The following is a 24,971-nucleotide window of genomic DNA, read 5'->3' as shown; positions in this document are numbered from 1 at the left end:
TAACTCCTCTTCATGAGTTTGTTTTTGCATATTTTTAAAACTATTAAAAGCAAAAAATGCATGAATTTTTATAAGCAATGATCACTGTTTTTTGTGACAAAAAAATCAGAAAAAAGTGCTCTTTTAGGTTATTATTTATGCCCATCTAGTTATTAGTTTGATTCTAACTGCGCATGTCCATTTGCGGTTTATGCGCTGTTTTTTTGGCAAAATACTAGCATTACATTGTTTAATTGCGTTTTATATGAGTATTGGGTGGTTAAGCGTTTGTTGGCCGCATATCAGCCAAAAAATCTTTTATACGTTGATGGCGCGGTGCATCAAAAAACTGCGGCGGCTCTGCATCTTCCAAGATTATACCCTTATCCATAAAAATTATCCGGTCTGCAACATTGCGGGCAAATTCCATCTCATGGGTAACCACAATCATTGTGAGACCTTCCTTGGATAGTCCTGTCATTACATCAAGCACTTCTTTCACCATTTCAGGATCAAGAGCGGAGGTCGGCTCATCAAAAAGCATGACTTTGGGTTTCATGCATAAAGCACGAGCGATGGCAACACGCTGTTGCTGGCCGCCGCTTAATTGCCTTGGATAGGCATCGGCCTTATCTTCAAGCTGCATGCGGGTTAAAAGTGAGCGTGCATAGCTTTCCGCGTCAGTCTTGGAGGTTTTACGCACACGGCGCATAGCAAGGGTTAGATTATGCAATACGCTCATATGGGGAAATAGGTTAAATTGTTGAAACACCATACCTACATCACCGCCAAGCTCTAAAACATTTTTACAATCTGGTGCTAGATGATGACCGGCGATTTCAACTGTGCCACTTTTGCGTTGTTCAAGGCCATTAAGGCAGCGTAATAATGTTGATTTACCCGAGCCCGATGGCCCGCATAAAACAATACGCTCGCCCGATTTTACCGTTAGGTTTATATCATGCAAAATTTGCGTTTTGCCGAAAAATTTAACTAGGTTTTCAACCTTAATCATTTAGAAACCTTCATTTCCTTGCTGATTATATTATCAGTCTTGTTTTTAATTTGTTTTAAATTAGGCGTTTTAAAAATGAAAAATTTATTTCGTTCTCTGACCTGTTATCGATGCTGGTAAAAAATAATATTCCAACACTCTAAATATCATTGCAATGACAAAGCCAATACACAAATATAATATTGCTGCGGATAAAAATGCTTCGAAAGCGGATGAACTATTTGACATAAATGTTTTTGCAGTGCCAAATACGTCCATAACAGTAATAACACTGGCTAGCGAGCTACCTTTTAAAACGATTACCATTTCATTGCCAATTGTTGGTAGTACATTGCGATAAGCTTGCGGCAATAAAATATCGAAAAGTCGAAAGCGTTTTTTTAGGCCAAGAGAAATAGCTGCTTCGCCTTGGCCAGTTGGAATTTGCCGTAAAGCACCTAGTAAAATTTCTGCCATATAAGATGCTGAGTTAAGACCAATAACAAACATAGCACAATATTTAGCATCATTTAAAATGAACCATAATAAGCTACCGCGCTCAATTGCAAGCCCAGTGCTTATTTTGCCAAACAGATTATAAAAGATGAATAATTGTACGAGTAAGGGGCTACCGCGTGTCATGAAAGTGTAAATGGCAACTGGCCAATAAAAAACCGATGACTTAGAATAAAGCGCTAGGGCAAAAGGCAAAGCTAATAATTGTCCAATGAAAAAAGCACTAAGGGTGATTACAATTGTTAACTGTAAGCTTGGTAAAATTGCCGCGAAAGATTGTAAAAAGACATCAAGTGACATAGCGGCTATCTCCTTTGCGACATATATTTATCGCCCGACTTGAAAAGAATAGTCGAGAGAGTGGTAACAGCGATGTAAATCAATGCAGCAGCAATATAAAACTCCATCTGCGAACGTACAGCACTGCCGCCAACAGTAGCTTTGCGCAATAATTCTTCATAGCCAATAGCTGAAACGAGCGCGCTGTCCTTTAATATAATAAGCCATTGGTTGCCAATTGCTGGCCAAGCAAACATAAAAATTTGTGGTATAATAATTTGGATGAAGGTTGTTGCACGGCTAAGGCCAAGGCTAGTTGCGGCTTCCTTTTGTCCGGATGGAATGGTATTCAAGGCACCGCGCAATATTTCAACAAAATAGGCCGATGAGACCGCTCCAAGGGCCAAAATTCCAGCAATTAACCCATTAACTTCAATATAAGTGCTAAATATATTCGTTAATAAAAATGTGCCGCCATAATAAAATAAGAAAATAATTAAAATTTCAGGGATACCCCTAATAAAACCAATATAAATAATAAATAAAAATCGTAACGGTGCAGGTACACTATTCCAAATAAAGGTGATAAAAGTTGCTAATAAAAGTCCAAGAAAAAAACCACCTATCGAGATTTGCAGGGTTACTATAAGCCCCTGCATTAATTGGGGGAAATAGGCTATAATTGCAGACATATGAAAATACCGAAAATTTGCACTTTATAAAAAATCTAGCGCAGTCTTATATGGTTTAAAAAGAATATGGAACCATTAAGGGTAATAATTATTGCAGAAGGGCAAAAAAGCAAGCTTTTCCACCAAGGATGGATTAATATAGTTTAATATTTTCATGCAAATAGCCACATTTGAAGTTGTATATGTTTTAATTCTAAAATAATAAGAATATTGCGAGGGATAATGCAAAACCACATAGAATTTTCATGCCAAAATATTCATATTGATCATAGCAATGATAATGTTAGATTCGCGGCAAGTGATAATGATCTTGATCCAAAGCAATATTTGATAATTGATATTATTACCAACCCCACAAGCCAAGACCTACAGCTTGGCATGGATGGTTATTATATTGAAATCCATAGTCAAATTTTGGAACAATTAAAGCTTATTGAAACGCAACTGGGGCAATATGGCGCTATAGCATCCATTGGTTTAACCAATACAGATTTGCGGATAGATTTTGATAAGGCAAGCCGAATTGGCAAGCAGGTGGATTTTGTAAAACTACACTTTCCCGAATATGAAAAAGCCAACATCCAACATTTTTTTAAAACTTATTTAGATGATCTTTTTAATGATGCAATTTAAGATAAATGACGCAGCCTTTACTAAAAACAGGTCATTATCGCATTTATTTTTTATAAAGATAATTTAGTGAGCAAAATATTCTAATTAGCTACTAATAAAAACAAAGTCTGTTCTTTGAAAATTTTTCAATTACCGTCACAAATAAATTAAGTTTTATAGTGAGGGTAATTATGCGAAAGATTTTGACATTAGCTGCTATTGTAACTGCATTTTGGGCAACACCGCTCAAGGCCGAAGACCAAAAAATTCTCAATGCTTCTTATGATATTTCCCGTGAGCTTTATGGCAAAGTTAATGAAGCTTTTATTCCGCTTTATAAAAAAGAAACTGGCATTGATCTCACCATTGATCAATCTCATGCTGGGTCATCAAAACAGGCAAGATCTATATTAGAAGGCTTGGAAGCTGATGTTGTAACCTTTAATCAGGTAACTGATATTGATATTTTGGCAAAGGGTGGTTTTGTTGATAAGGATTGGCAGAATAAATTTCCCAATAACGCTTCGCCCTATTATTCTTTTCCCTCTTTCTTAGTGCGTGCAGGCAACCCAAAGAATATCAAAAATTGGGATGATTTGGTGCGTGATGATGTGAAAGTTGTATTCCCAAATCCAAAGACATCGGGCAATGCGCGTTATACCTATCTTGCAGCCTATGCTTTTGCCAAAGAAAAATTTGCCAAAGAAGATAATAGTGATGAAAAAGCTAAAGAATTTGTGAAAAAACTATTTGCCAATGTACCGGTTTTTGATACGGGCGGACGCGCCGCAACCACCACCTTTATTGAACGTAATATTGGTGATGTGCTGATTACCTTTGAAACGGAAACAATAAATATTGCGCGTGAGTTTGGTGCAAAAAAGGCTGAAGTTGTAACGCCGGAAGTAAGCCTTTTGGCAGAATTTCCTGTCGCGGTCGTTGATCGTGTTGCTGATAAGCGTGGTACTCGTAAAACGGCAGAAGCTTATTTGAATTTTTTATACTCAGCAGAAGGACAAAAAATTCTTGCTGAAAACGGTAACCGCGTTAATGACCCAAAGGTCAAAGCCGAGTTTGAGGATAGATTTCCAAAAATTCGTCTTTTAACCGTGAGTGATGTTTTTGGCTCTTGGGATAAAATTCAAAAAGAGCATTTTGCTTCAGGTCAAATTCTCGATCAGCTTTATGAGCAACGCTAAGTTTAATCTATCCTATATTGGCTTATAAACCATGTGCTTTAAACCACATGGTTTTCTGTTTAACCAAAAGGCGAATGAATTGCCTTTTGGTAAGCTTTTTCTACAAAAATAAAATAAAGGAATGAAATGTGAAAAAGCAGGTTCTACCCGGATTAAAACTCTCGCTTGGTATTACGCTCATTTATGTTGCATTTATTATCGCCTTGCCTTTGGTTGCCCTGGTTATGAAGGCAGCAGGTTTAGGTTTGGCGGATTATTGGGCGATTATTTCAGCGCCGCGTGCGGTCGCAAGCTATATGGTAACGGCGCTTTGTGCACTGGCTGCAACAATTTTTAATGTGTTTTTTGGTTTGGCTCTGGCTTGGGTCTTGGTGCGTTATGAATTTCCTGGCCGCCGCTTGCTTGATGCTATTGTTGATTTGCCTTTTGCTTTGCCAACCGCCGTTGCAGGTATTGCCATCACGACTTTTCTAACCAAGGGCTGGTTTTATGAAGGGCTTTTAAAGCCGCTAAATTGGCAAATTGCCTATACCCAATTGGGTATTATTATTGCTATGGCTTTCACCAGCTTGCCTTTCATTGTGCGTACTGTGCAACCCGTGCTTGAAGAACTTGATCCAGCCTTGGAAGAGGCTGGGCAATCTTTAAGCGGTAGTGATTTTGAGGTATTTTTTCGTGTTTTGTTGCCGCAGCTATATCCCGCCTTATTGACCGGTATGGCACTTTCCTTTGCGCGGGGCCTTGGTGAATATGGCGCCATTATCTTCATTTCAAGCAATCAACCGTTTAAAACCGAAATTACAGCTCTGCTTATCACTATTCGTCTTGATGAATATGAATATGGTGCGGCGGCTGCCATCGCTTCTGTTTTGCTCATCACCGCTTTAGTCATGTTGGTCATCACCAATATATTGCAAAGTCGTGCATCGCGCTATTTGGTTAGGAGCTAAATATGGCACAATCTAAACATAAGCATCATGCACGTATTGGTGAAGCACCGCTTATTCGCTATGGCTTACTGGCTATAGTGTTTATTATCACAGCCATTTTTCTTATTGCGCCGCTATTTGTTATTATGCATGAGGCTTTTTCTGCCGGCTTAAGCACTTATCTTGCGGCTTTAAGTAATGCCGATACTTTGCATGCAATTTTTCTCACTTTGATAACTGCGTTGATTGTTGTGCCTATCAATATGGTCTTTGGTATTATGGCAGCGTGGGCTTTAACCAAATTCACCTTTCCGGGGCGGCGCGCCCTTATTGTCTTGATTGAAGTGCCGTTTTCAATTTCACCGATTGTTGCGGGTACCGCTTATCTTTTTGTCTATGGGTTGCAAGGCTTTTTTGGTGAATGGTTACAAGTTCATGATTTGAAAATCATGTTTGCATTGCCCGGCATCGTGCTTGCCTCGATGTTTGTGACTGCGCCCTTTGTTGCGCGTGAACTTATTCCATTAATGCGAGTGCAGGGCAGGGATCTAGAAGAGGCAGCTACATCGCTAGGCGCGGGTGGTTTGCGGACTTTTTTTAGCGTGACATTGCCTAATATTAAATGGGCACTGCTTTATGGCGTTATTTTATGTAATGCCCGTGTCATGGGAGAATTTGGTGCTGTATCAATTGTATCGGGCAATATTCGCGGCCAAACCAATACATTACCGCTACATGTTGAGCTATTATACCATGATTATCAAACAGTTGGTGCTTTTGCGGCTGCATCGATTTTGACTTTGCTTGCAGTTATTACCATCATTGCCAAAATTACCGTCGAGCGGCTTGGTGCAGGGCGCAAACATCTTAACCAGCCAAAAAATATCACATCACAAAAAGCCAAAGCGGTACATTGAGGTTAAAATGAAAATTACCCTAAAAAATATAGAAAAAAAATTCGATAATTTTCATGCGGTGCATAATCTTTCATTAGATATTAAAAGTGGCGAGTTGATTGCTCTGCTTGGGCCCTCAGGTTCAGGGAAAACTACTTTATTGCGCATGGTTGCTGGTTTAGAATTTGCAGATAATGGCCAGATCTATTTTGGCGAACACGATGCCACCAATATACCAGTGCGCGATCGCGGTGTTGGTTTTGTTTTCCAGCACTACGCACTTTTTCCCCATATGACAATTTTGGAAAATATTGCCTTTGGTATGAAAACCAAACGCGCGAAAAAACGTAGCCAACCTGAAATAGAACAACGGGCCAAGGAATTATTGCAGCTTATCCAATTGGAAGGCTTAGCGAACCGTTTTCCAGCACAATTATCAGGCGGGCAAAAACAGCGTGTGGCTCTAGCGCGTGCTTTGGCGGTTGACCCTAAGGTTTTATTGCTTGATGAGCCTTTTGGGGCATTAGATGCCAATGTGCGTAAAGATTTGCGCCGCTGGCTGCGTGAAATCCATGATGAACTTGGTATAACAACATTATTTGTAACCCATGATCAGGAAGAAGCTCTGGATCTTGCTGACCGTGTGGTTATCTTGAAGCAAGGTAATATTGAGCAGCTTGGTACGCCTTATGACGTTTGTAATAATCCACAATCGGCCTTTGTGATGAAGTTCTTAGGCGACACCCATATTTTACCGGTTAAAATTAATAATGGTTATGCAAAGCTTGATAATTTAAATCTCGATGCAAGTGGCTTGCCAAATGGTGACGCGCAATTATTTATTCGTCCTGATGATCTTAGTTGGTGTAGTGAAGTAGGGCAGAGGGATGATGCTTTGCCAGTTACAGTCACGAAAATTATGGATAGGCCGGGCCGTCGGCGTTTGGTGGTTAAAACCAATGATCACCATGTTTTGGAACTGGATGTGCCAGCGGAAACGATCATTGATGAAAAACAACAAGGCAGCGTTATCATTAAGCGTACGCAGTTTTTCACGATTTGATATTGGTTGTTAGCTTATTGCCCAACAAAAAAGGTTGCCATATTTCTATGACAACCTTTTGCTTTTAAAAACGCTTGTTATTAATCCTCGAAAGGATCAGTCACAAGAATGGTGTCTTCACGCTCTGGACTGGTTGAAAGCAGAGCAACCGGCGCGCCAATCAATTCTTCCAAATGGCGAACATATTTAATTGCTTGTGCTGGAAGATCTGCCCATTTGCGAGCGCCAGCAGTATTTTCTTTCCAACCTTCAAGAGTTTCATAAATTGGCTTAACGCGCGCTTGCGCACCCATTGAAGCTGGCAAATAATCAATCACTTCACCATCTAATTCATAAGCAACGCATACTTTGATTTCATCAAGGCCATCAAGCACATCAAGCTTGGTAAGGGCAATGCCGGTAATGCCACAAACAGCGATCATTTGGCGCACTAATACCGCGTCAAACCAACCACAACGGCGCTTACGACCAGTAACCACACCAAATTCATGGCCGCGTGTGCCAAGGAATTCACCAACTTCATTCATTTGCTCGGTTGGGAATGGGCCTTCGCCAACACGGGTTGTATAGGCTTTTGCAATGCCCAAAACATAATCGATTGATGCTGGCCCCATGCCTGAACCTGTTGCAGCTTGACCGGCAATGGTATTAGACGAGGTAACAAATGGATAGGTACCAAAATCATTATCAAGCAATGCGCCTTGCGCGCCTTCAAAAAGAATACGCGCACCACTGCGGCGTTGCTCATCAAGATATTTCCAAGTGCGATCCATAAAGGGTAGGATTTCGCCAGCAACTTCCATCAATTCATCAAACAAGCCTTGTGCCTGAATTTCAGGCTCACCCATGCCACGACGCAGCGCATTGTGATGGGTTAAAACGCGCTCGATTTTTGCCATCAAAGTTTCAGGCTCAGCCAAATCGGTAAGGCGGATAGAACGACGACCAACCTTATCTTCGTAAGCTGGGCCAATGCCGCGCTTGGTTGTGCCAATTTTCAAGCCAGTAGTGGCGTTTTCACGTGCTGCATCAAGGTCGCGATGAAGTGAAAGAATAAGCGGTGCATTTTCAGCAATACGCAATATTTCAGGGGTAATTTTTACGCCTTGATCGCGCAATTTTTTTACTTCCTGAACAAAGTGATGTGGGTCAACCACAACGCCATTGCCAATAACGGATGATTTGCCCCGTACAAGACCAGACGGCAAAAGTGACAACTTATAGCTTACACCCTCAATAACCAGCGTATGCCCAGCATTGTGGCCACCTTGATAGCGCACAACAATATCAGCACGCTCTGATAACCAGTCAACAATTTTACCCTTGCCTTCATCACCCCATTGGGCACCGACAACGACTACATTGGCCATTTATAAACTCCGCTTTGGTTCTATGCGTTATATATTCTGATGTATCATGCCATTCTTAAATTTTAAGAAAGTCCATGATGATAATTTTAAATTTTGTCTATTCTAAAAGCTTTAAAGCATAGAAATTTATCTGAATAATATGACTTGGTCTCATGCTTTTAAACATATTTTATCCAAGGTGCAGCGTTTAAAAGCGGTAACACGCGCACAAATATTATCAGTTAAAACTGCAAGGCTTATAAGAATCGCCATATGTCAATCAAACCTAGCTTTTATAACCAAACTTTACAAAAGTTGCGACTCTTGATTTAGTGATTAACATAATTAAACCAAAACAAATTGTGGCTTAATTTCAGCAAAAAGCCCACGCTTCATAAAAAGCGCAGGCTTTAATATATAATTGCCTAATGCCCAAAAACTATTTAAATTTCGCGCACAGCACCCTTGGCAGCTGATGTGGTCATTGCGGCATAGGCTTTTAAAGCCTTGGTGATTTTCCGCTTGCGTATTTCCAATGGCTTCCAAGCGTCCGTGCCTTTTTCTTGCATTTTTTCACGGCGGTGGGCAAGAACAGCATCATCAACGGCTAAATGGATTTTGCGGTTTGGAATATCAATTTCAATGATATCACCTTCTTCCACCAAACCAATTGTACCACCTTCCGCTGCTTCTGGCGAAACATGGCCAATAGAAAGACCTGATGAACCACCTGAAAAACGACCATCAGTAATCAAGGCACAAGCTTTACCAAGCCCCTTGGACTTTAAGTAACTGGTTGGATAAAGCATTTCCTGCATACCGGGGCCACCGCGTGGGCCTTCATAGCGAATAAGTACAATGTCGCCGGCCTTGACCTTATTGTTCAAAATGCCAAGAACAGCTGTATCTTGGCTTTCAAAAATACGCGCAGGGCCTTTAAATACCAAGATTGAATCATCAACACCAGCGGTTTTAACAATACAACCATCTTCCGCCAAATTACCATAAAGTACGGCAAGGCCGCCATCTTGTGAATAGGCATGTTCTTTGGTACGGATAACGCCCTTTTCACGGTCAAGATCAACGCTTTCATAACGACGCGACTGGCTAAAGGCCGTCTGGGTTGGAACGCCGCCCGGTGCTGCACGGAAAAAATCATGCACAGCCGGATCATTGGTTTGCTTTACGTCATAATTGCGTAATGCATCGCGCATAGTAGGCGAATGGACAGTATAAGTTGTGTTATTGATAAGGCCAGCACGGTCAAGCTCACCCAAAATGCCCATAATGCCGCCAGCGCGATGAACATCTTCCATGTGAACATGGGCAACCGCAGGTGCTACCTTACATAAAACTGGAACTTTGCGTGATAAGCGATCAATATCAGCCATAGTAAAATCAACTTCGCCCTCTTGCGCTGCAGCTAAAAGGTGAAGAACCGTATTGGTTGAGCCGCCCATGGCAATATCTAGGGTCATGGCGTTTTCAAAGGCTGGCAATGTCGCGATAGAGCGTGGCAAAACCGTTTCATCGTCGCCCTCATAATAGCGCTTGGCAAGTTCGACAATGCGGTGACCTGCTTCTTCAAATAAGCGTTTGCGATCTAAGTGGGTAGCAAGGGTTGACCCGTTGCCGGGCAAAGATAGACCAAGCGCTTCAGTCAAGCAATTCATTGAATTGGCGGTAAACATACCAGAGCATGAGCCACAAGTTGGGCAGGCAGCACGCTCAATGGCGTTTACTTCTTCATCGCTATGGCTGTCATCTGCTGCTGCAACCATGGCATCAACAAGGTCAAGGGCAATTTCTCTGCCGTTTAAAACAACCTTGCCAGCTTCCATTGGACCGCCAGACACAAAGATTGTTGGTATATTAAGGCGAAGTGAAGCCATTAACATGCCCGGTGTAATTTTGTCACAATTGGAAATGCAAACCATTGCATCAGCGCAATGGCCATTGACCATATATTCAACAGAGTCGGCAATGATTTCGCGTGATGGCAGTGAATAGAGCATGCCGTCATGCCCCATTGCAATACCATCATCAATCGCAATGGTATTGAATTCCTTAGCAACACCGCCAGCTTTTTCAATTTCGCGCGCCACAAGCTGCCCAAGATCTTTCAGATGCACGTGACCTGGCACAAATTGCGTGAAAGAATTGACAACCGCAATAATTGGTTTGCCAAAATCATTGTCTTTCATACCTGTGGCACGCCACAGGCCGCGAGCGCCGGCCATATTACGGCCATGGGTGGAAGTACGCGAACGATAGGCAGGCATTGTAACCTCTTTTTGATTTATCGATTAAGCAGCAATTTATAGCACAATTGCTACTTTAAAACTATTCTTAAATTCATAATGGTTTTGCCGCAGACTAAAAATTTTCGCAAGCCTTATTTACTCAACAAGCGTCAATCCAGTAAGAAAAGTCGGTCATAAAAGACCACTCAAAAGCCGCCTAAACGGAGGCATAGCGTAAGTCTTAAAAAAAATCTTTTAAAAATCAATGAATTAATCATTTATTATTGATAAGATTCTTATCTGCAACAAAATGAAAATCCGCTTTATCACATTGTTGTTATTTTTGGAAAGAAAAATATGCATTTTGCGCAACATTATTACCAAAAATAATTTTTGATGAATAATGCCAAGTTTCTTTCGCGTCGGATTTACGCATTTTTTTGCGTTTTTTCCGATGGTTGAGTCATGGAATTTTTACGCCATAAGCCGGTTTTATAATAGATAAAGGCGAGGATGAGGCAGGTGAAGGCACCAACTGGGAAGCTGATCCAAATCGCATCAGCACCAAGGATATTATAGGTAAGATAATAAAACCCAAGGCGTACAGGATAAAGAGAAACAAAGATAATTAACAATGGTATGATAACAACACCATTTGCACGCATGGTTGCAAATATCACCATGGCCATACCAAACAGCATATAGCTCCATGTTGCACGGTATTGCATGTGGTCGGCAATAGCCATTGCGCCACTTTCTTTTCCCAAGAAAAGCCCAAGGACGGGGCGATCAAAAATCAATAAAATGGCAATGATTGAGCCCGTTAATAAAAGCGTTGATAGAAGTCCTGCAGTATTAACCTTGTTAACGCGCTCCCACTTTCCAGCACCGATATTTTGTGCAACCATTGCGCTTACTGCGGCACCCACCGCCATGGAGGGCATTTGCACATAGGTCCATAGTTGTTGCATAGCACTATAGGCGGCAGTCGTCATCAAGCCTTCACGGTTGACGAGGCTAATCATGACAAGAGCAGCGGTTGCCATCACCACCATTTGCAACCCCATAGGCACACCTTTGCCAATAATTATTTTTAATAATTTTATGCGCGGGATAAGATAATTGAGTTCTCGTCCAACCAAGCGTAGCGGTAATTTACGCCAATACATTGTAATTATCATGGCAATTAATGAACCATAGCCAGCAATAATAGTCGCGACCGCAGACCCAACAATGCCTAATTGGGGAAAAGGTCCAACACCTAAAATCAGCAAGGGATTAAGTATAATATCTAGTACGACATTTAGACCCATAAACCACATAGGAGTCATCGAATCGCCCGAACCACGCATGCCCATCATAACAATCACTGACATCATGGTTGATGGCAGGGCTATGAAAATTACCCGTAAATAGGCATGCGCCTGAGTAAAAGCATCTTGTGGGGTGTTAAGATGGGTTAATATCCAGTCGGAAAATGTCCAACCTAAAACGCCAACTAAGATTGATAATATTAAACAAAACCCAATTGCCGAACCAAAAATACGCCGCGCCGCATCAATGTCATGGCGACCAAAATATTGGCCTACCATGACCGTTGCTGCCATGCCAAAACCAAACACAGCCGAAAACACTAAAAACATGATGATGCTGGCATTTGCCGTTGCTGCCAAGGCCGTTTCACCTAAAAATTTACCAACCCATACAGTATTGATAGATGCATTAAGTGATTGCAATATATTAGAAAGCAATGTTGGCAAGGCAAAAATAGCCAAGGTTTTAAAAATCGGACCTTGGGTTAAATCTCTTGACTTGGTGGCATTGGCTGTTGGCATAAGATAACTTCCTACAATGAAGCAAAATTAAATAAAAGGCGTATTTAAAATTTAAAAACAAAATTTCGTTGCACGCTTGATATCACATCAACTTCAAAAGTGATATGAAATATACGTTACTTTTTAGCTCTTGGGAATTGATGATTAAATTGCTAAAGTTGGTTAAAACAGGCGCGACCAAAATCTACGAATTGTTTGTGGCTTTGTAACAATGATTGTTCATAACAAGTTTATTTAAAAAAATGCAAATTTAAGTTATCGACAGAAAAACATCATTATTTTCGGTAAGGAAATTATTGTGATCCGTATTTTGCCACTTGTACTAGCAGTTGCTTTATTCATGGAAAATATGGATGCCAATGTCATATCTACCTCCTTGCCAGCGATTGCGCGTGATTTAGATACCAGCCCAATTGCATTAAAATTGGCGCTTACCTCTTATCTTGTGTCGCTTGCTATTTTTATTCCGGTAAGTGGCTGGATGGCAGACCGCTTCACCGCGCGCCATATTTTTCGTATTGCTATGGCGGTTTTTATTTTTGGCTCAATCTTGTGTGCAATATCCAATTCCCTCACCGGTTTTGTTTGTGCGCGTTTTTTGCAAGGCATTGGCGGCGCCATGATGTCACCGGTTGGCCGCGTCCTCCTTATTCGCTCTACGCCCAAAGCTGATCTTATCAATGCTCTTGCTTGGCTTACCATGCCAGCTCTTATTGGCCCATTAGTTGGCCCGCCGCTTGGCGGTTTTATTACCACCTATTTTTCTTGGCATTGGATCTTTTTAATCAATGTGCCCATTGGACTTTTAGGCATGTTTTTTGCAACGCTTTATTTGCCACGCGATGAAGTGCCGATATTGCCTCCGCTTGATTGGCCGGGCTTTTTCCTTTCCGGTATTGGTCTTGCTGGTATAATTTTTGGTCTTTCTATGGTCAGTTTGCCAGCATTGCCAATGTGGTTGGCTTTTGTGACAATTTTGATTGGGCTTATTACGTCCTATTTTTATTTGTGCCACGCAAAAACTGCCAAGCATCCTTTGTTAGATTTGAGCCTTTTTAAAGATCCCATTTTTCGCAAATCGATCACGGGCGGCAGTTTTTTCCGCATTGGGCTTGGCGCCTCGCCATTTTTATTGCCGATGATGCTACAAATTGCCTTTGGTCTTTCGCCTTTGCAATCGGGGCTTATTACCTTTGTTGGCGCAATTGGTGCGCTCGGTATGAAACTTGGTGCAACAAGTACCTATCGGCGCTTTGGCTTTCGCAAGGTCTTAATGTTTGGCTCTATTTTTTCAGCCGCAACAATAGCAATTAATGGGCTTTTTACACCACAAACACCATATTTGTTGATGCTTGGAATTTTGCTTGTCGGTGGCTTTTTGCGATCATTGATTTTTTCAGGGGTCAATTCATTATCCTATGCCGATATTGCCCAAGATAAAGTTAGCCAAGCCGCACCTATTGCATCTGTTGCGCAGCAATCATCGGTGGCTCTTGGTGTTGCTATTGCAGGTACCGTTCTTGAGGTGAGCCTTTCCATGCATGATGGTGGTTTAGGATTAACGGATTTTCATATCGCGTTCTTTATTGTCGTAGCAATTAGCGCAATTTCTTTCTTTATCTTCCGCACATTACCTAAGGACGCAGGACATGCTTTGGCGGAAAAGAAAGCAAAACTCATTAGAACTGAAAAATAATGCTTGATTGATGACGAAATGGAAACCATATGTCACAATTATGGCTTATAAAAAAGCAAGACAAAGCAGTCTTGAATGATTATAAGTGATAAACGGCTAACACATTTGGTTGTACAAAATTCAAATGGAAAAGACGATTTTGATAGATATTATAGAACTCATAGATTTGGGTTTTGACGTTAACAGAGTATAGTTCGAATATGACCTCACAAAGCTATTTTTCTGCGCCTTTTCCTCGCCGTAAATCGGTTGCTGTAAGGGTTGGTGGTGTAACAGTTGGCGGCGATGCGCCGGTTGTTGTACAATCAATGACCAATACTGATACTGCTGATATTGATCAGACCGTTGCGCAGGTTGCCGCGCTTGCTCTTGCCGGTTCTGAAATGGTGCGCCTCACCGTTGACCGTGATGAATCAGCCGCCGCAGTTCCTCACATCCGCGAACGGTTAGAGCGGCTTAATATTTTTGTACCCTTAATTGGCGATTTTCATTATATCGGCCATAAGCTTTTAACCGATCATCCTGCTTGCGCCGAAGCCTTGGCAAAATATCGTATTAACCCCGGCAATGTCGGTTTTAAAGATAAAAAAGATAAGCAATTTGCTGATATTGTTGAAATTGCTATTAAACACAACAAGCCCGTGCGCATTGGCGTTAATTGGGGCTCATTAGATCAAGAATTATTAACCCGCCTTATGGATGAAAATGCAGCTCAAGGTGGAAAACTCACAACCCAGCAAGTGATGCGCGAAACTGTGGTGCAATCGGCACTGTTAAATGGTGCTCTCGCCGAAGAAGTAGGACTTAGCCGCGACAAGATTATTTTATCGGCAAAAGTAAGCCAAGTGCAAGATTTGGTCGCCGTTTATACGATGCTTGCAGCACGTTGTGATTATGCTTTGCACCTTGGTTTGACCGAAGCTGGCATGGACACTAAGGGCATTGTTGCCTCATCTGCTTCAATGGGAATTTTGTTGCAACAAGGCATTGGTGATACTATCCGTATTTCATTAACGCCAAAACCGGGCGGTGATCGCACCCGTGAAGTGCAAGTGAGCCAAGAGCTTTTGCAAGTTATGGGCTTTCGCCAATTTATTCCAATTGTTGCCGCCTGTCCTGGCTGTGGGCGCACAACCTCAACCGTCTTTCAAGAATTGGCGGAAAAAATCCAAGCCGATATTCGCCGCAATATGCCAATTTGGCGCGAGCAATATCCAGGTGTTGAATCTTTAAATGTTGCGGTTATGGGCTGTATCGTTAATGGACCAGGTGAATCAAAGCACGCTGATATTGGTATTTCACTGCCTGGTACTGGCGAAACACCGGCAGCACCGGTTTTCGTAGATGGCAAAAAAGTTGCGACCTTGCGCGGTGAAAACATCGCGGCAGACTTTGAAAAAATGGTGTCTGAATATATTGAAAACCGTTTTAGTTAAATAGTTGGCAAACATTAAAAAACATAGGCTTTTATCATTAGGGAAAGTCTATGGCTTTTTGTTCCCCCAAATTAGTTGAAAGTTCTCTAGGGTCAGCAATTTGAGTTGGCAAATTTTTTGCTTAACTCCTCATATAAAATCTATGGGTAAAAATTTAAGAAAACACCACTATATTAAATATCATTTTGGTTGATAGTAAGATCAATTAACTAACTAAGGATGCAATCTTTAAGTTATCGGTGCTGACGTTTAAAAGCCTATGGCCTTATCTCCTCGACATCAAGATTATAAACAACCGGCCAATCTTGCCAATCAATACCTGCGCAAGTGTCCATACGCGTTACTTTTGTTCGGCGAAATCCATCGGGCGTATAGCTATAGTCAGTGATTATACCACAATCTCCAAGTGCTCTGCCTTTTGGAAAGTCGGTAAAGGTCATGGTTGGTTTTTCTAACCCAAAAGAATTATAAAATTCATTCCGCCTATCTTGATTATCTATTTTTTCCGTAGGATAGGGTTTATAATTATCTTTAGGCTGCAAAATTGTGTAAGAGCCATTATATGCACCCGTATTGTCGCACATTGCATAAAAGTGATCGCCATTGCTCGCATGAAAAATAACATCTGACCATATATTGCGGTTGCAGGCGTCTTCGTCAGGAGGTGGCAATAAGGATTCAGGCGTTTTAACATTAATATCATCAATAAAGAGACGATAGGCCTTTACCTTTGGCAGGCTTACCACTTGATTGGGATAGAAAAAATCGACGTAATCCTTAGTATCTTGATAAAAATTTTGAAAGCTTGCTAAGTTTAACGTAATTTTGCTGTCTTTAGCTTTATTTATACCAAAATTAAGCACTTTGTCATGCAGTAGATGATGCATTATATTTTCGATATGGTCATTTTTTACATTAATATTGAATGATCCTTGATTATCCTCCGCCGTGGGTTGGTTTTGTAAAAAAGCTGAAATATCGCCCTTTTTCTTATCATCAAAATAAGCATAGGCTTGATATTGCATTTCAATTTTATCTTTTTTAGGCTCATCATTGTGTTGAGCCTCACTTAAGTAAAGCATAAAGCGTATTTCAGCCGGCTTTGTACTATGATATTGCCATTTTATAACAATGTAGTTGGGTAGGCTTGAAAAGCTTTCACTACCATGTCCAACTGCAGTGCAACTATAGCTTTGATCGCAGCCAATTTCCCATTGGTTATCTTTAATGGCTGGCTTATTGGGTAAAAAACAATCGGCCATATCACAATAAAAACTCAGTTCCTCTTGCCGATGACGGGTTACCAAATCTTTACACTGGTTGATACGAAAAACTGGCTTGAGACTTGCTGCATCCGGATTAAGCTCATTCATGAAAAGACAGGCTTTGTCTTTAAAATTTACCCAAGCGCGCTGCTCATTGCGCAATGATATGGCAGGTGGATTAAACTGCTTGTAATACTCATCATTTTCTGTGTCTGAAAAAATATCTTCTAGCCGTTTTCTAATAAATTGATAGGCCTTATTAAGCTCGCGATCGGATATTTCAATGTCGGATAGAAGGTCATCAAGTTCATAGTCAGAAAAATGGCACGTTGCATCATCATTGCAATAAAATTGCTTTAATTGCGCTATGCGATCCTCAACAATAGCGCCGCGGCAACCAAAAAAATGCATTACCTGTCCTTCACGACCACGAAAGCTGTCAAAAAAAGGCTGGCAGGACTGCTCTTTAAACGTAATCCACAAGCGTTGTTGATCTATGAGCTGCTTTTTGATTGTTTCGCCATTGGGGTGACTTTGATAGCTATCAATTACTTCACGCCATGTAATATTCAAATCACTATCTATACGCTCAAAATATTCAACACCGCAATTTCTCCAATCAAAATTGGTTCCATCTGCCTTATCATCTAGGCATTTGTCATAAAGCGCATCAGCATGGGCACTTTTAGAGCTTAAAAACACGGTTAAGCCAAACAGTACAACTAATAAGCCATAAATAATTTTTGACATAACCGCCCCCCTTTATATCTTATCTAGCTTTCTATAACTTCGTCATCCTTAGCGTTTTTATAATCGCGAAACCATTTTGCCATAAAATCCAAAAACAACCGAACGCGGGTGGGTAAATAACGCCTATCGGGATAAACGACATAAATGCCGATACCACCCAAACGATAATCAGCAAGCACCTCTTGCAAATTACCACGCTTAATCTCTTCCTCCGCAACAAAATCTGGCATGCGAGCAAGACCAAGTCCAGTAACAGCTGCTGTTCGGGTTAAAAAGGGGCTATTAACCTCTATAGGCCCATGAATGGGGATTGAATATTCATGGCCATTAAGGTCGGTAAAGAACCAATTGTTAAATCCGCGATTATTTCTATCCACAAGACAGGGCAAATTGGTCAGCTCTTCTGGCGTTTCTGGTATGCCGTGACGTTCTAATAAGGCAGGTGAAGCACATACAATCGACGAAACATCCATTAATTTACGCGCAACTAACGAGGAATCATCAAGACGTGTGATGCGGATGGCAACATCAAAACCTTCATCAATCAAATCAATGAAACGATCTTCAACGTGAATATCAAGATTTATTTTAGGATTTGCTTCGCAAAAATCAATTAATGATCGCCCTATCGGTGATGCGGCAAAAGGATGTGGCGCCGATAATTTGATCTTACCTTGCACGATTGCCGTGGCCTCCGCAACGCTATTGCCAAGGTCTTCTATTTCGCGGACAATATCATGGGCGCGAAGGTAATATAATTGTCCAGCTTCGGTTAAGGATAATTGCCTTGTGGTACGGTTAAGCAATAAAACGCCAAGCATATCTTCAAGCTCGCGTACTTGCTTTGACAATAACGCCTTGGAGCGACCGCTTTTGCGTCCTGCGGCTGAAAACCCTTCAGCTTCAACAACGGCGATGAAAGAACGCATTCTGGTCAATAGGCCCATAGGTTTTCCTTTTAGGCAATTTGCGCAAGGCATCATGCACTTGCATCACTCATAAATATTTAATAAAGCGCATAAGCAATTTTATATTAAAATTTGTTTTAATGTCTTTGCTTTACTTTCTAAGGTTCTAAACTTAGATCAATAATTGTTTTGTCTTTGCCTTCAATCACAGTAAGCTTTGTTTTATAATCTTGTTGGTTTTTTGCAGCTTCTATTAAAGCTGAAATATCCAATCCTTTTTCTTGCATACCTTCAATACCACTAGAGGGCAAAATTTTGCTTAACAAATTAACAAAAAACAAAGGTATTGTGTAATTTTCCTTTTCAATGCCGTCAACTGTCTTAACAATACGGATTTTTTTCATATCTAACCTATAATTAATTTCGCTATATATTAGGCATTATTCTTGGCTTAAATATAGCGGATTTTTTATTAAAATTTTGTTAGGGTTACATTGTGAATTAACGTCTAATATATGCGTGGTAGATTTTAATTGGTCAAAATAATATGGTAATATGGATAAGCTTTTTAGCCAAGTGGTGCAATATTTTTCATAAAAAAACGTTATTATCACCAAATTTATAGGATTTTCTGTAAAATTTGTTATAACGGCATATAATTTATAGTTTTGCCCTTGATTTTCGCGCTATAAAAATCGATATCGAGGGTAAGAGAAATTTGTAAACAATGGAATTGACATGTCTGACGAAAAATACGTTGACGAGAACATTGAAAACGCTCGTGATTTAAGAAATCCAAAGGATCGCGATGAGCTTAGGCAAGCTGCCGATGACTTTTTAAAGACACGCAAGGCTGAAGAACGCATGGAAATTGAAGATGAAGAAGGTGTTATCACTGCACGCAATATTGATTTGCTGCAAGATGAGAACGCATCTTTAAAAGACCAATTATTGCGTGTTGCTGCTGAAATGGAAAATTTGCGCCGCCGCACTGCGCGCGATGTAAATGATGCAAAAACCTATGCGGTTGCAAATTTTGCGCGTGATATGCTTGCCGTGTCCGATAATCTTGGTCGTGCATTAACTGCTATTCCAGCTGATGCCCGCGAAGGCGATGCTAATTTGAGCAATCTTGCAGAAGGCGTTGAAATGACGGAACGCTTGATGCAGACCACTATGGAGCGTTATGGTATTACCAAAGCTGGTGAAATTGGTGATCGATTTGATCCAAACTTTCATCAAGCAATGTTTGAAGTGCCAGATCCATCACAGCCAGCAAATACCATTGCTCAAATCATTCAAGATGGTTATGTGATTGGTGAACGTGTATTGCGCCCGGCATTAGTTGGCGTAACAACCGGCGGACCGAAAGATGTGCCAGTCAGTGAAAAATAGGCAGTGAAAAATAGTTAGTGATAAATTACTATTTTATTAAGGTGAGATGGCAAAATGTTATCTCACCTTTTATTTTAGAAGACTATGTCAGATATTGAAGTATTCTGCACATATCAGCTAATTTTTAAGAAAATATGGCAAAAAAATCTATTGAATTATTAAAATTAATTTATTTTTGCTGCAAAAATGTAGAAAAAAAGTCTTATTCATTCCCTTTAATGACAAAAATCAAACATTGATATTTTTGTTTTATTAAGGAGACTTTATGAAAAAGGCTAATATGCTACTTGCAAGCTGTGCAACTTTGCTCATTGCAGGCATTGCCCAATCTTCGGCTCAAACAAGCGCTGAAAAAGTAAGTTCGGGCGATGCGCGTAAAGAAGTTGCAGTTACCATTTATAATGAAAATTTGGCATTGGTGCGTGAAGTGCGCGACCTTGATTTACAAAAAGGCGTTAATCATTTTGCGTTGCGTGATGTTTCTGGCATGATTAAGCCAGAAACTGCCATTATGACCACTAAGGATAATGCTAAGCTTTATGTGATTGAGCAAAATTTCAATTTTGACCTTTTAACACCAGAAGCTTTGACCGAAAAATATGTCGGTAAGGAAGTTACCATTGTTAGCCGCAACCAAGATGGTAGCGAAAATTCAGAAAAAGCCACCATTCTTTCCAATAATTCTGGCCTTGTTTTAAAATATAGTGACCGTATTGAAATTGGTTTGCCAAAGGATGCGCGAATAAAATTTGATGCCTTGCCGCAAAATCTTCGCGATCGTCCAACACTGGTCACTGATATTATGAGTGATGACGAAGGAGCTAAGGAAGTTAATATCGCCTATCTTTCAGGTGGCTTTAGCTGGAAAGCCGACTATGTTGCTGAACTTAACAAAGATGAAAATAGAATTTCGTTAAAAGGTTGGGTTACCTTACAAAATAATAGTGGCACATCTTTTAAGGATGCCAAATTACAACTGGTTGCAGGTGAAATTAATAGAGCACGTGGCTATGTACGTGCGGAAATTCGTGGGGGAGATGACGTTCAAGCCCGTAGCTCTGCATTTAAGGAGGAAATGGCTGAAGAACCTTTTCTTGACTACCATCTTTATAGTTTACCGCAACCAACTACGCTCAATAATAATCAAATCAAACAAGTGGCCTTGATGGGCGCAGACAATGTGCCGGTCGAAAAGCGCTATATTGCTGCGGCTACAAGCAGTTCCTTTTCTACCTATAACAGCGATGAAGAAGGGCAAGCACTTACTGTTGGTGTCTATTTTAATTTTGTAAATGATAAGGAATCCAATTTAGGCGTGCCTTTACCCGAAGGCGTATTGCGTGCCTATAAGCCTGATAGTAAGGGCAATGTGCTTTTTATCGGTGAAGATAGCATTGCTCACACTGCTGATAAAGAAACCGTGCGGGTGAAATTTGGCAATGCCTTCGATGTTAAGGTTTACGGCAAAACCTTGGAGCATAAAAAGGTTGGCTTGAGTTTAAATTCAAACCCAATTTATGAAATTACAAATGAACTCACGGTAAAAAATGCTAAGGATGAGCCGGTTGTGGTTGAAATTCCAGCAAATTTTTATAGTAATTGGGAAGTGCTGCAAGAGAATATTCCGCATGAAAAACGCAGTGCCTATTCTGCCGTATGGAGAGTAAAGGTTGACCCTAAGAGCTCGAGTGTACTTACCTATAGGGTGCGCACCAGCAATTAGCTTTTCGTTGCCCCGCTAAATGCGGGGCAACAAAACGAAATAACAACTCACAGTTATAAAACCGTTTGAAACCTGCGATAAAGACATTTTAAAGGGGGGCTTATGAAAAAAGCAGCTTGGCTGTTTTTGAGCAGTTTAATCTTTTGCTTTACCTCAATTACTCAATCTTTTGCGCAAGACCAAAACGCGCAAGTAAGTATCAGTGATGCTGGCAAAGAAGTTGCGGTTACCATTTATAATGATGACTTGGCATTGGTGCGTGAAGTTCGAGATCTTGATTTGCAAAAGGGCGTTAATCATTTTGCATTGCGTGATGTCTCCGGCATGATTAAGCCTGAAACGACGATTATGACTACTAAGGACAATGCCAATCTTTATGTAATTGAGCAAAATTTTAATTTTGACCTCTTAACACCAGATGCTTTAACTGCAAAATATGTAGGTAAGGAAGTTACCATTGTTAGGCTCAACCAAGACGGCAGTGAAAATTCAGAAAAAGCAGTCCTTCTTTCCAATAATTCCGGCCTTGTTTTAAAATATAATGACCGAATTGAAATTGGTTTACCAAAAGATGCGCGGATAAAATTTGATACCTTGCCGCACAATCTTCGCGATCGCCCAACACTCATCACCGATATTATGAGTGAAGAAACAGGCAATAAAGAAGTTAATATTGCCTATCTTTCAGGTGGCTTTAACTGGAAAGCCGACTATGTCGCTGAGCTTAACAATGACGAAAATAGAATTTCCCTAAAAGGTTGGGTAACACTCCAAAATAATAGTGGCACATCTTATAAGGACGCGAAATTACAGTTGGTGGCTGGTGATATTAATCAAGTTGATCTTAATGCTCACAAAGATAAGTGGGCTGGAGCAAGAAGTCAGGATAAGGTAATGGTAATGTTCACACCTATGCAGCAGGAAGCGCTGCTTGACTATCATCTTTATACTTTGCCACATCCAACCACATTAAATAATAATCAAATTAAACAAGTGGCTTTAATGAGCGCAGATAATGTGCCAGTCGAAAAACATTATAGCCTTGAGGAGACTAGGCGCATATATTCTCACTATAATATGGATGAAGAAGGAGTGCCACTTAAAGTTGGGGTCTATTTTAACTTTGTAAATGATAAGGAATCCAATTTGGGTGTGCCTTTACCCAAAGGCGTATTGAGAGCCTATAAGCCTGATAGCAAAGGCAATGTACTTTTTATCGGCGAAGATAGCATTGATCACACTGCTGACAAAGAAAATGTGCGGGTGAAATTTGGCGATGCATTTGATGTTAAAGTCTATGCAAAAACCTTAGAGCACGAAAAGGTTAGCTTGAGTTTAAATTCAAGAAAAGGTTATGAAACAACAAATCAAATTACGGTTAAAAACGTTAAGGATGAGCCCGTTGTAGTTGAAATTCCAACTAATTTTTATAAAAACTGGGAAATATTAAATGAAAATATTCCTCATCAAAAACGCAGCGCCAATACTGTTATATGGCGCGTAAAAGTAGATCCCAAAAGTGAAGCTGTACTCACCTATAAGGTACGCACGAGTAATTAATCATAATTTAAGCCTTTTTACGTTGAGGATTATTTCATGAAACAGTCAAAAATACTTCTTGCTAGTTGTGCATCATTATTGGTGGCATCAATCACCCAATCATCAGCACAAACGGTGGATCAACAAATAATTTCTGCTGATTCAAGTAAAGAGATAGCAATTACCCTTTATAAAGATAGTCTCGCATTAGTGCGTGAGCAGCGCGATGTTAACCTTAGCGAAGGTATCAACAGCATTGCTTTTCGTAATGTTTCGCGCATGATACGACCGGAAACAGCCTTTTTGAGTTCTGCGCAAACACAACTCCAGATGTTGCAACAAAGCTTTCATTTTGATCAGTTAACTCCAGCCAATTTAACGGCAAAATATGTTGGCCAACAAGTCACCATTGTTAGCCGCGACAAAAATGGCGAAGAACGCTCTGAAAAGGCAACCATTCTATCAAATGATTCAGGCCTTATTTTGCAATATGCCGATAGAATTACCGCCGGTCTTCCTGCCGATGTGCGCGTTGATTTTGGCAGCTTACCGCAAAACCTATATGACCAGCCAACTTTGCTAGCCAAGGTGATGAGCAGTGAAGAGGGCAAAAAGACCGTTGACCTTTCTTATCTTTCTAAAGGATTTGATTGGGTTGCAGAATATGCGGTAAAGCTTAATGCTAGCGAAGACAAAATGCTTTTTACGGGTTGGGTAACAATTAAAAATAACACGGATACCAGTTATCAAAATGCAAAATTAACCCTAATTGCGGGCAAAGCTGATGTTTTTGGTTCTTATGAAAAAAAGGGTAAAACAAGGATAGATATTGAAGAGCCCGGCATTACGCTAGCCGACCAATCTTTTGAAGATCGCGCTGCCTTCAATTACAATTCCTATACCATATCGCAGCCGGTCACCCTTAATCATGAAGTTGACACGCAAGCAGCTTTGGTAAATGGCGTCGAAGTACCGGTCGTCAAGCATTATATTTTTGACGGCGAAGGCAGCAATTCTAATGATTATAGCTATAGCAAGTCGAGCTCTTTTGGCGAGCAAAAAGCCACTATTGGCGTTTATTTTGATTTTGCCAATGATAAACAATCCAATCTTGGTATGCCTTTGCCAAGTGGCAATATTAGAAGCTTTGCTTTGGATAAAAATGGCAGTCCAGTATTCTTAAGTCAAAATATTATTGACCATGTTGATCCCAATGCCAAGGTGCGGTTAAAGTTTGGCAATGCACCTGATATTTCTGCACAAATGAAAAGTACAGAAAGCAAAAAATTTGGCTTAAGCATAAAATCTGGTTCGACCTTTGAAAACACCAATGAAATTACCTTTAAAAATACCAAAGATGAGGCGGTTATTGTCGAAGTACCAAGGCGTTTTTATGGCGAATGGGAAGTTTTGGAAGAAAACATTGCCCATGAAAAGCGCGATGATAAACATGTTGTTTGGAAGGTTAAAGTTGATCCAAAAAGCGAAGCCACGCTCACCTATACAGTTCGTGTAAGCGAATAAAATAGCGTTTAACCAAAAAGCATGTCCGCTTTATTAGGAAGATAATACATGCTTTAAGTTGCTAATTGCATTGCGTTTTTTTAAAAGAAAACCATTGATGGATTTTCGCATCAAGCGCTTTAAGCCCATAAAAACATTGAATAGGCCAT

Annotated in this window: 20 protein-coding genes; 11 read left to right on the top strand and 9 right to left on the bottom strand. The window is 40.5% G+C overall.

Going from position 1 to position 24,971, the window contains the following annotated elements; all coding sequences use genetic code 11:
- Positions 1-259 precede the first annotated feature (259 nt).
- From N6B01_RS09740 to N6B01_RS09730, 3 genes are all read right to left on the bottom strand, one after another.
- Positions 260-994, bottom strand: a complete 735-nt coding sequence (locus N6B01_RS09740; RefSeq protein WP_262078518.1) for an amino acid ABC transporter ATP-binding protein — start codon at positions 992-994, stop codon at positions 260-262.
- 84 nt (positions 995-1,078) lie between these two features.
- A complete protein-coding gene (locus N6B01_RS09735) occupies positions 1,079-1,789 on the bottom strand; it encodes an ABC transporter permease subunit (protein ID WP_262078517.1) in 711 nt (236 codons plus the stop codon).
- A gap of 5 nt (positions 1,790-1,794) precedes the next feature.
- Entirely contained in the window at positions 1,795-2,460 is a 666-nt protein-coding gene (locus N6B01_RS09730) for an amino acid ABC transporter permease (protein ID WP_262078516.1), read from the bottom strand.
- Between the two features lie 222 nt (positions 2,461-2,682).
- On the opposite strand from N6B01_RS09730, the gene N6B01_RS09725 reads away from it, so the two are divergent.
- From N6B01_RS09725 to N6B01_RS09705, 5 genes are all read left to right on the top strand, one after another.
- Positions 2,683-3,093 carry an Imm10 family immunity protein gene (locus N6B01_RS09725; RefSeq protein WP_262078515.1) on the top strand — a complete coding sequence of 137 codons (411 nt, stop codon included), beginning with the start codon at positions 2,683-2,685 and terminating at the stop codon, positions 3,091-3,093.
- Between the two features lie 170 nt (positions 3,094-3,263).
- Complete coding sequence (locus N6B01_RS09720; protein WP_262078513.1) at positions 3,264-4,271, top strand: sulfate ABC transporter substrate-binding protein; 1,008 nt, start codon at positions 3,264-3,266, stop codon at positions 4,269-4,271.
- A 128-nt stretch (positions 4,272-4,399) separates the two neighbouring features.
- The gene (gene cysT / locus N6B01_RS09715; RefSeq protein WP_262078511.1) at positions 4,400-5,221 is read left to right on the top strand and encodes a sulfate ABC transporter permease subunit CysT; all 822 of its coding nucleotides are present in this window, start codon (positions 4,400-4,402) and stop codon (positions 5,219-5,221) included.
- Between the two features lie 2 nt (positions 5,222-5,223).
- Positions 5,224-6,117 (top strand): sulfate ABC transporter permease subunit CysW, encoded by an 894-nt coding sequence (gene cysW / locus N6B01_RS09710; protein WP_262078509.1) that lies wholly within the window; start codon positions 5,224-5,226, stop codon positions 6,115-6,117.
- Between the two features lie 7 nt (positions 6,118-6,124).
- Complete coding sequence (locus N6B01_RS09705) at positions 6,125-7,159, top strand: sulfate/molybdate ABC transporter ATP-binding protein (RefSeq protein ID WP_262078507.1); 1,035 nt, start codon at positions 6,125-6,127, stop codon at positions 7,157-7,159.
- 80 nt (positions 7,160-7,239) lie between these two features.
- Here the strand turns inward: N6B01_RS09705 and N6B01_RS09700 are convergent, their stop codons facing one another.
- The 3 genes from N6B01_RS09700 to N6B01_RS09690 all read right to left on the bottom strand — a co-directional run bounded on the left by N6B01_RS09700 (position 7,240) and on the right by N6B01_RS09690 (position 12,586).
- Entirely contained in the window at positions 7,240-8,529 is a 1,290-nt protein-coding gene (locus N6B01_RS09700; RefSeq protein WP_262078505.1) for an adenylosuccinate synthase, read from the bottom strand.
- A gap of 422 nt (positions 8,530-8,951) precedes the next feature.
- Positions 8,952-10,790 carry a dihydroxy-acid dehydratase gene (ilvD, locus tag N6B01_RS09695; RefSeq protein WP_262078504.1) on the bottom strand — a complete coding sequence of 613 codons (1,839 nt, stop codon included), beginning with the start codon at positions 10,788-10,790 and terminating at the stop codon, positions 8,952-8,954.
- A 389-nt stretch (positions 10,791-11,179) separates the two neighbouring features.
- Positions 11,180-12,586 (bottom strand): MATE family efflux transporter, encoded by a 1,407-nt coding sequence (locus N6B01_RS09690; RefSeq protein ID WP_262078503.1) that lies wholly within the window; start codon positions 12,584-12,586, stop codon positions 11,180-11,182.
- A 298-nt stretch (positions 12,587-12,884) separates the two neighbouring features.
- Between N6B01_RS09690 and N6B01_RS09685 the strand changes: the two genes are divergently transcribed.
- Together N6B01_RS09685 and ispG are read left to right on the top strand one after the other, a co-directional pair.
- The gene (locus N6B01_RS09685) at positions 12,885-14,282 is read left to right on the top strand and encodes a DHA2 family efflux MFS transporter permease subunit (RefSeq protein WP_262078501.1); all 1,398 of its coding nucleotides are present in this window, start codon (positions 12,885-12,887) and stop codon (positions 14,280-14,282) included.
- A gap of 200 nt (positions 14,283-14,482) precedes the next feature.
- Positions 14,483-15,718, top strand: coding sequence for a flavodoxin-dependent (E)-4-hydroxy-3-methylbut-2-enyl-diphosphate synthase (gene ispG / locus N6B01_RS09680; RefSeq protein WP_262078500.1), 1,236 nt, complete (start codon positions 14,483-14,485; stop codon positions 15,716-15,718).
- 257 nt (positions 15,719-15,975) lie between these two features.
- On the opposite strand, the gene N6B01_RS09675 is transcribed toward ispG, so the two are convergent.
- The 3 genes from N6B01_RS09675 to N6B01_RS09665 form a co-directional block, all read right to left on the bottom strand.
- A complete protein-coding gene (locus tag N6B01_RS09675; protein WP_262078499.1) occupies positions 15,976-17,733 on the bottom strand; it encodes a lysozyme inhibitor LprI family protein in 1,758 nt (585 codons plus the stop codon).
- A 23-nt stretch (positions 17,734-17,756) separates the two neighbouring features.
- The gene (locus N6B01_RS09670) at positions 17,757-18,680 is read right to left on the bottom strand and encodes a LysR family transcriptional regulator (RefSeq protein ID WP_262078498.1); all 924 of its coding nucleotides are present in this window, start codon (positions 18,678-18,680) and stop codon (positions 17,757-17,759) included.
- A 119-nt stretch (positions 18,681-18,799) separates the two neighbouring features.
- On the bottom strand, positions 18,800-19,045 hold the full coding sequence (locus tag N6B01_RS09665) for a hypothetical protein (protein ID WP_182417562.1): 246 nt from the start codon (positions 19,043-19,045) through the stop codon (positions 18,800-18,802).
- A gap of 334 nt (positions 19,046-19,379) precedes the next feature.
- Here N6B01_RS09665 and grpE point away from each other — a divergent pair, with 334 nt between their 5' ends.
- The 4 genes from grpE (at position 19,380) to N6B01_RS09645 (ending at position 24,822) form a co-directional block, all read left to right on the top strand.
- The gene (gene grpE, locus N6B01_RS09660) at positions 19,380-20,036 is read left to right on the top strand and encodes a nucleotide exchange factor GrpE (protein WP_182417561.1); all 657 of its coding nucleotides are present in this window, start codon (positions 19,380-19,382) and stop codon (positions 20,034-20,036) included.
- A 265-nt stretch (positions 20,037-20,301) separates the two neighbouring features.
- Positions 20,302-21,759: a DUF4139 domain-containing protein gene (locus N6B01_RS09655; protein WP_262078497.1), complete on the top strand. Its 1,458-nt coding sequence runs from the start codon at positions 20,302-20,304 to the stop codon at positions 21,757-21,759.
- A gap of 102 nt (positions 21,760-21,861) precedes the next feature.
- Positions 21,862-23,319, top strand: a complete 1,458-nt coding sequence (locus N6B01_RS09650) for a DUF4139 domain-containing protein (protein ID WP_262078496.1) — start codon at positions 21,862-21,864, stop codon at positions 23,317-23,319.
- A 36-nt stretch (positions 23,320-23,355) separates the two neighbouring features.
- Complete coding sequence (locus N6B01_RS09645) at positions 23,356-24,822, top strand: DUF4139 domain-containing protein (protein ID WP_262078495.1); 1,467 nt, start codon at positions 23,356-23,358, stop codon at positions 24,820-24,822.
- The last annotated feature ends 149 nt before the right edge of the window (positions 24,823-24,971 follow it).

Source organism: Bartonella sp. HY406 (genome assembly GCF_025449315.1).
Lineage (GTDB): Bacteria > Pseudomonadota > Alphaproteobacteria > Rhizobiales > Rhizobiaceae > HY038.
The sequence above is the reverse complement of the archived record's forward strand: the minus strand, read 5'-3'. Positions and strand labels throughout refer to the sequence as shown.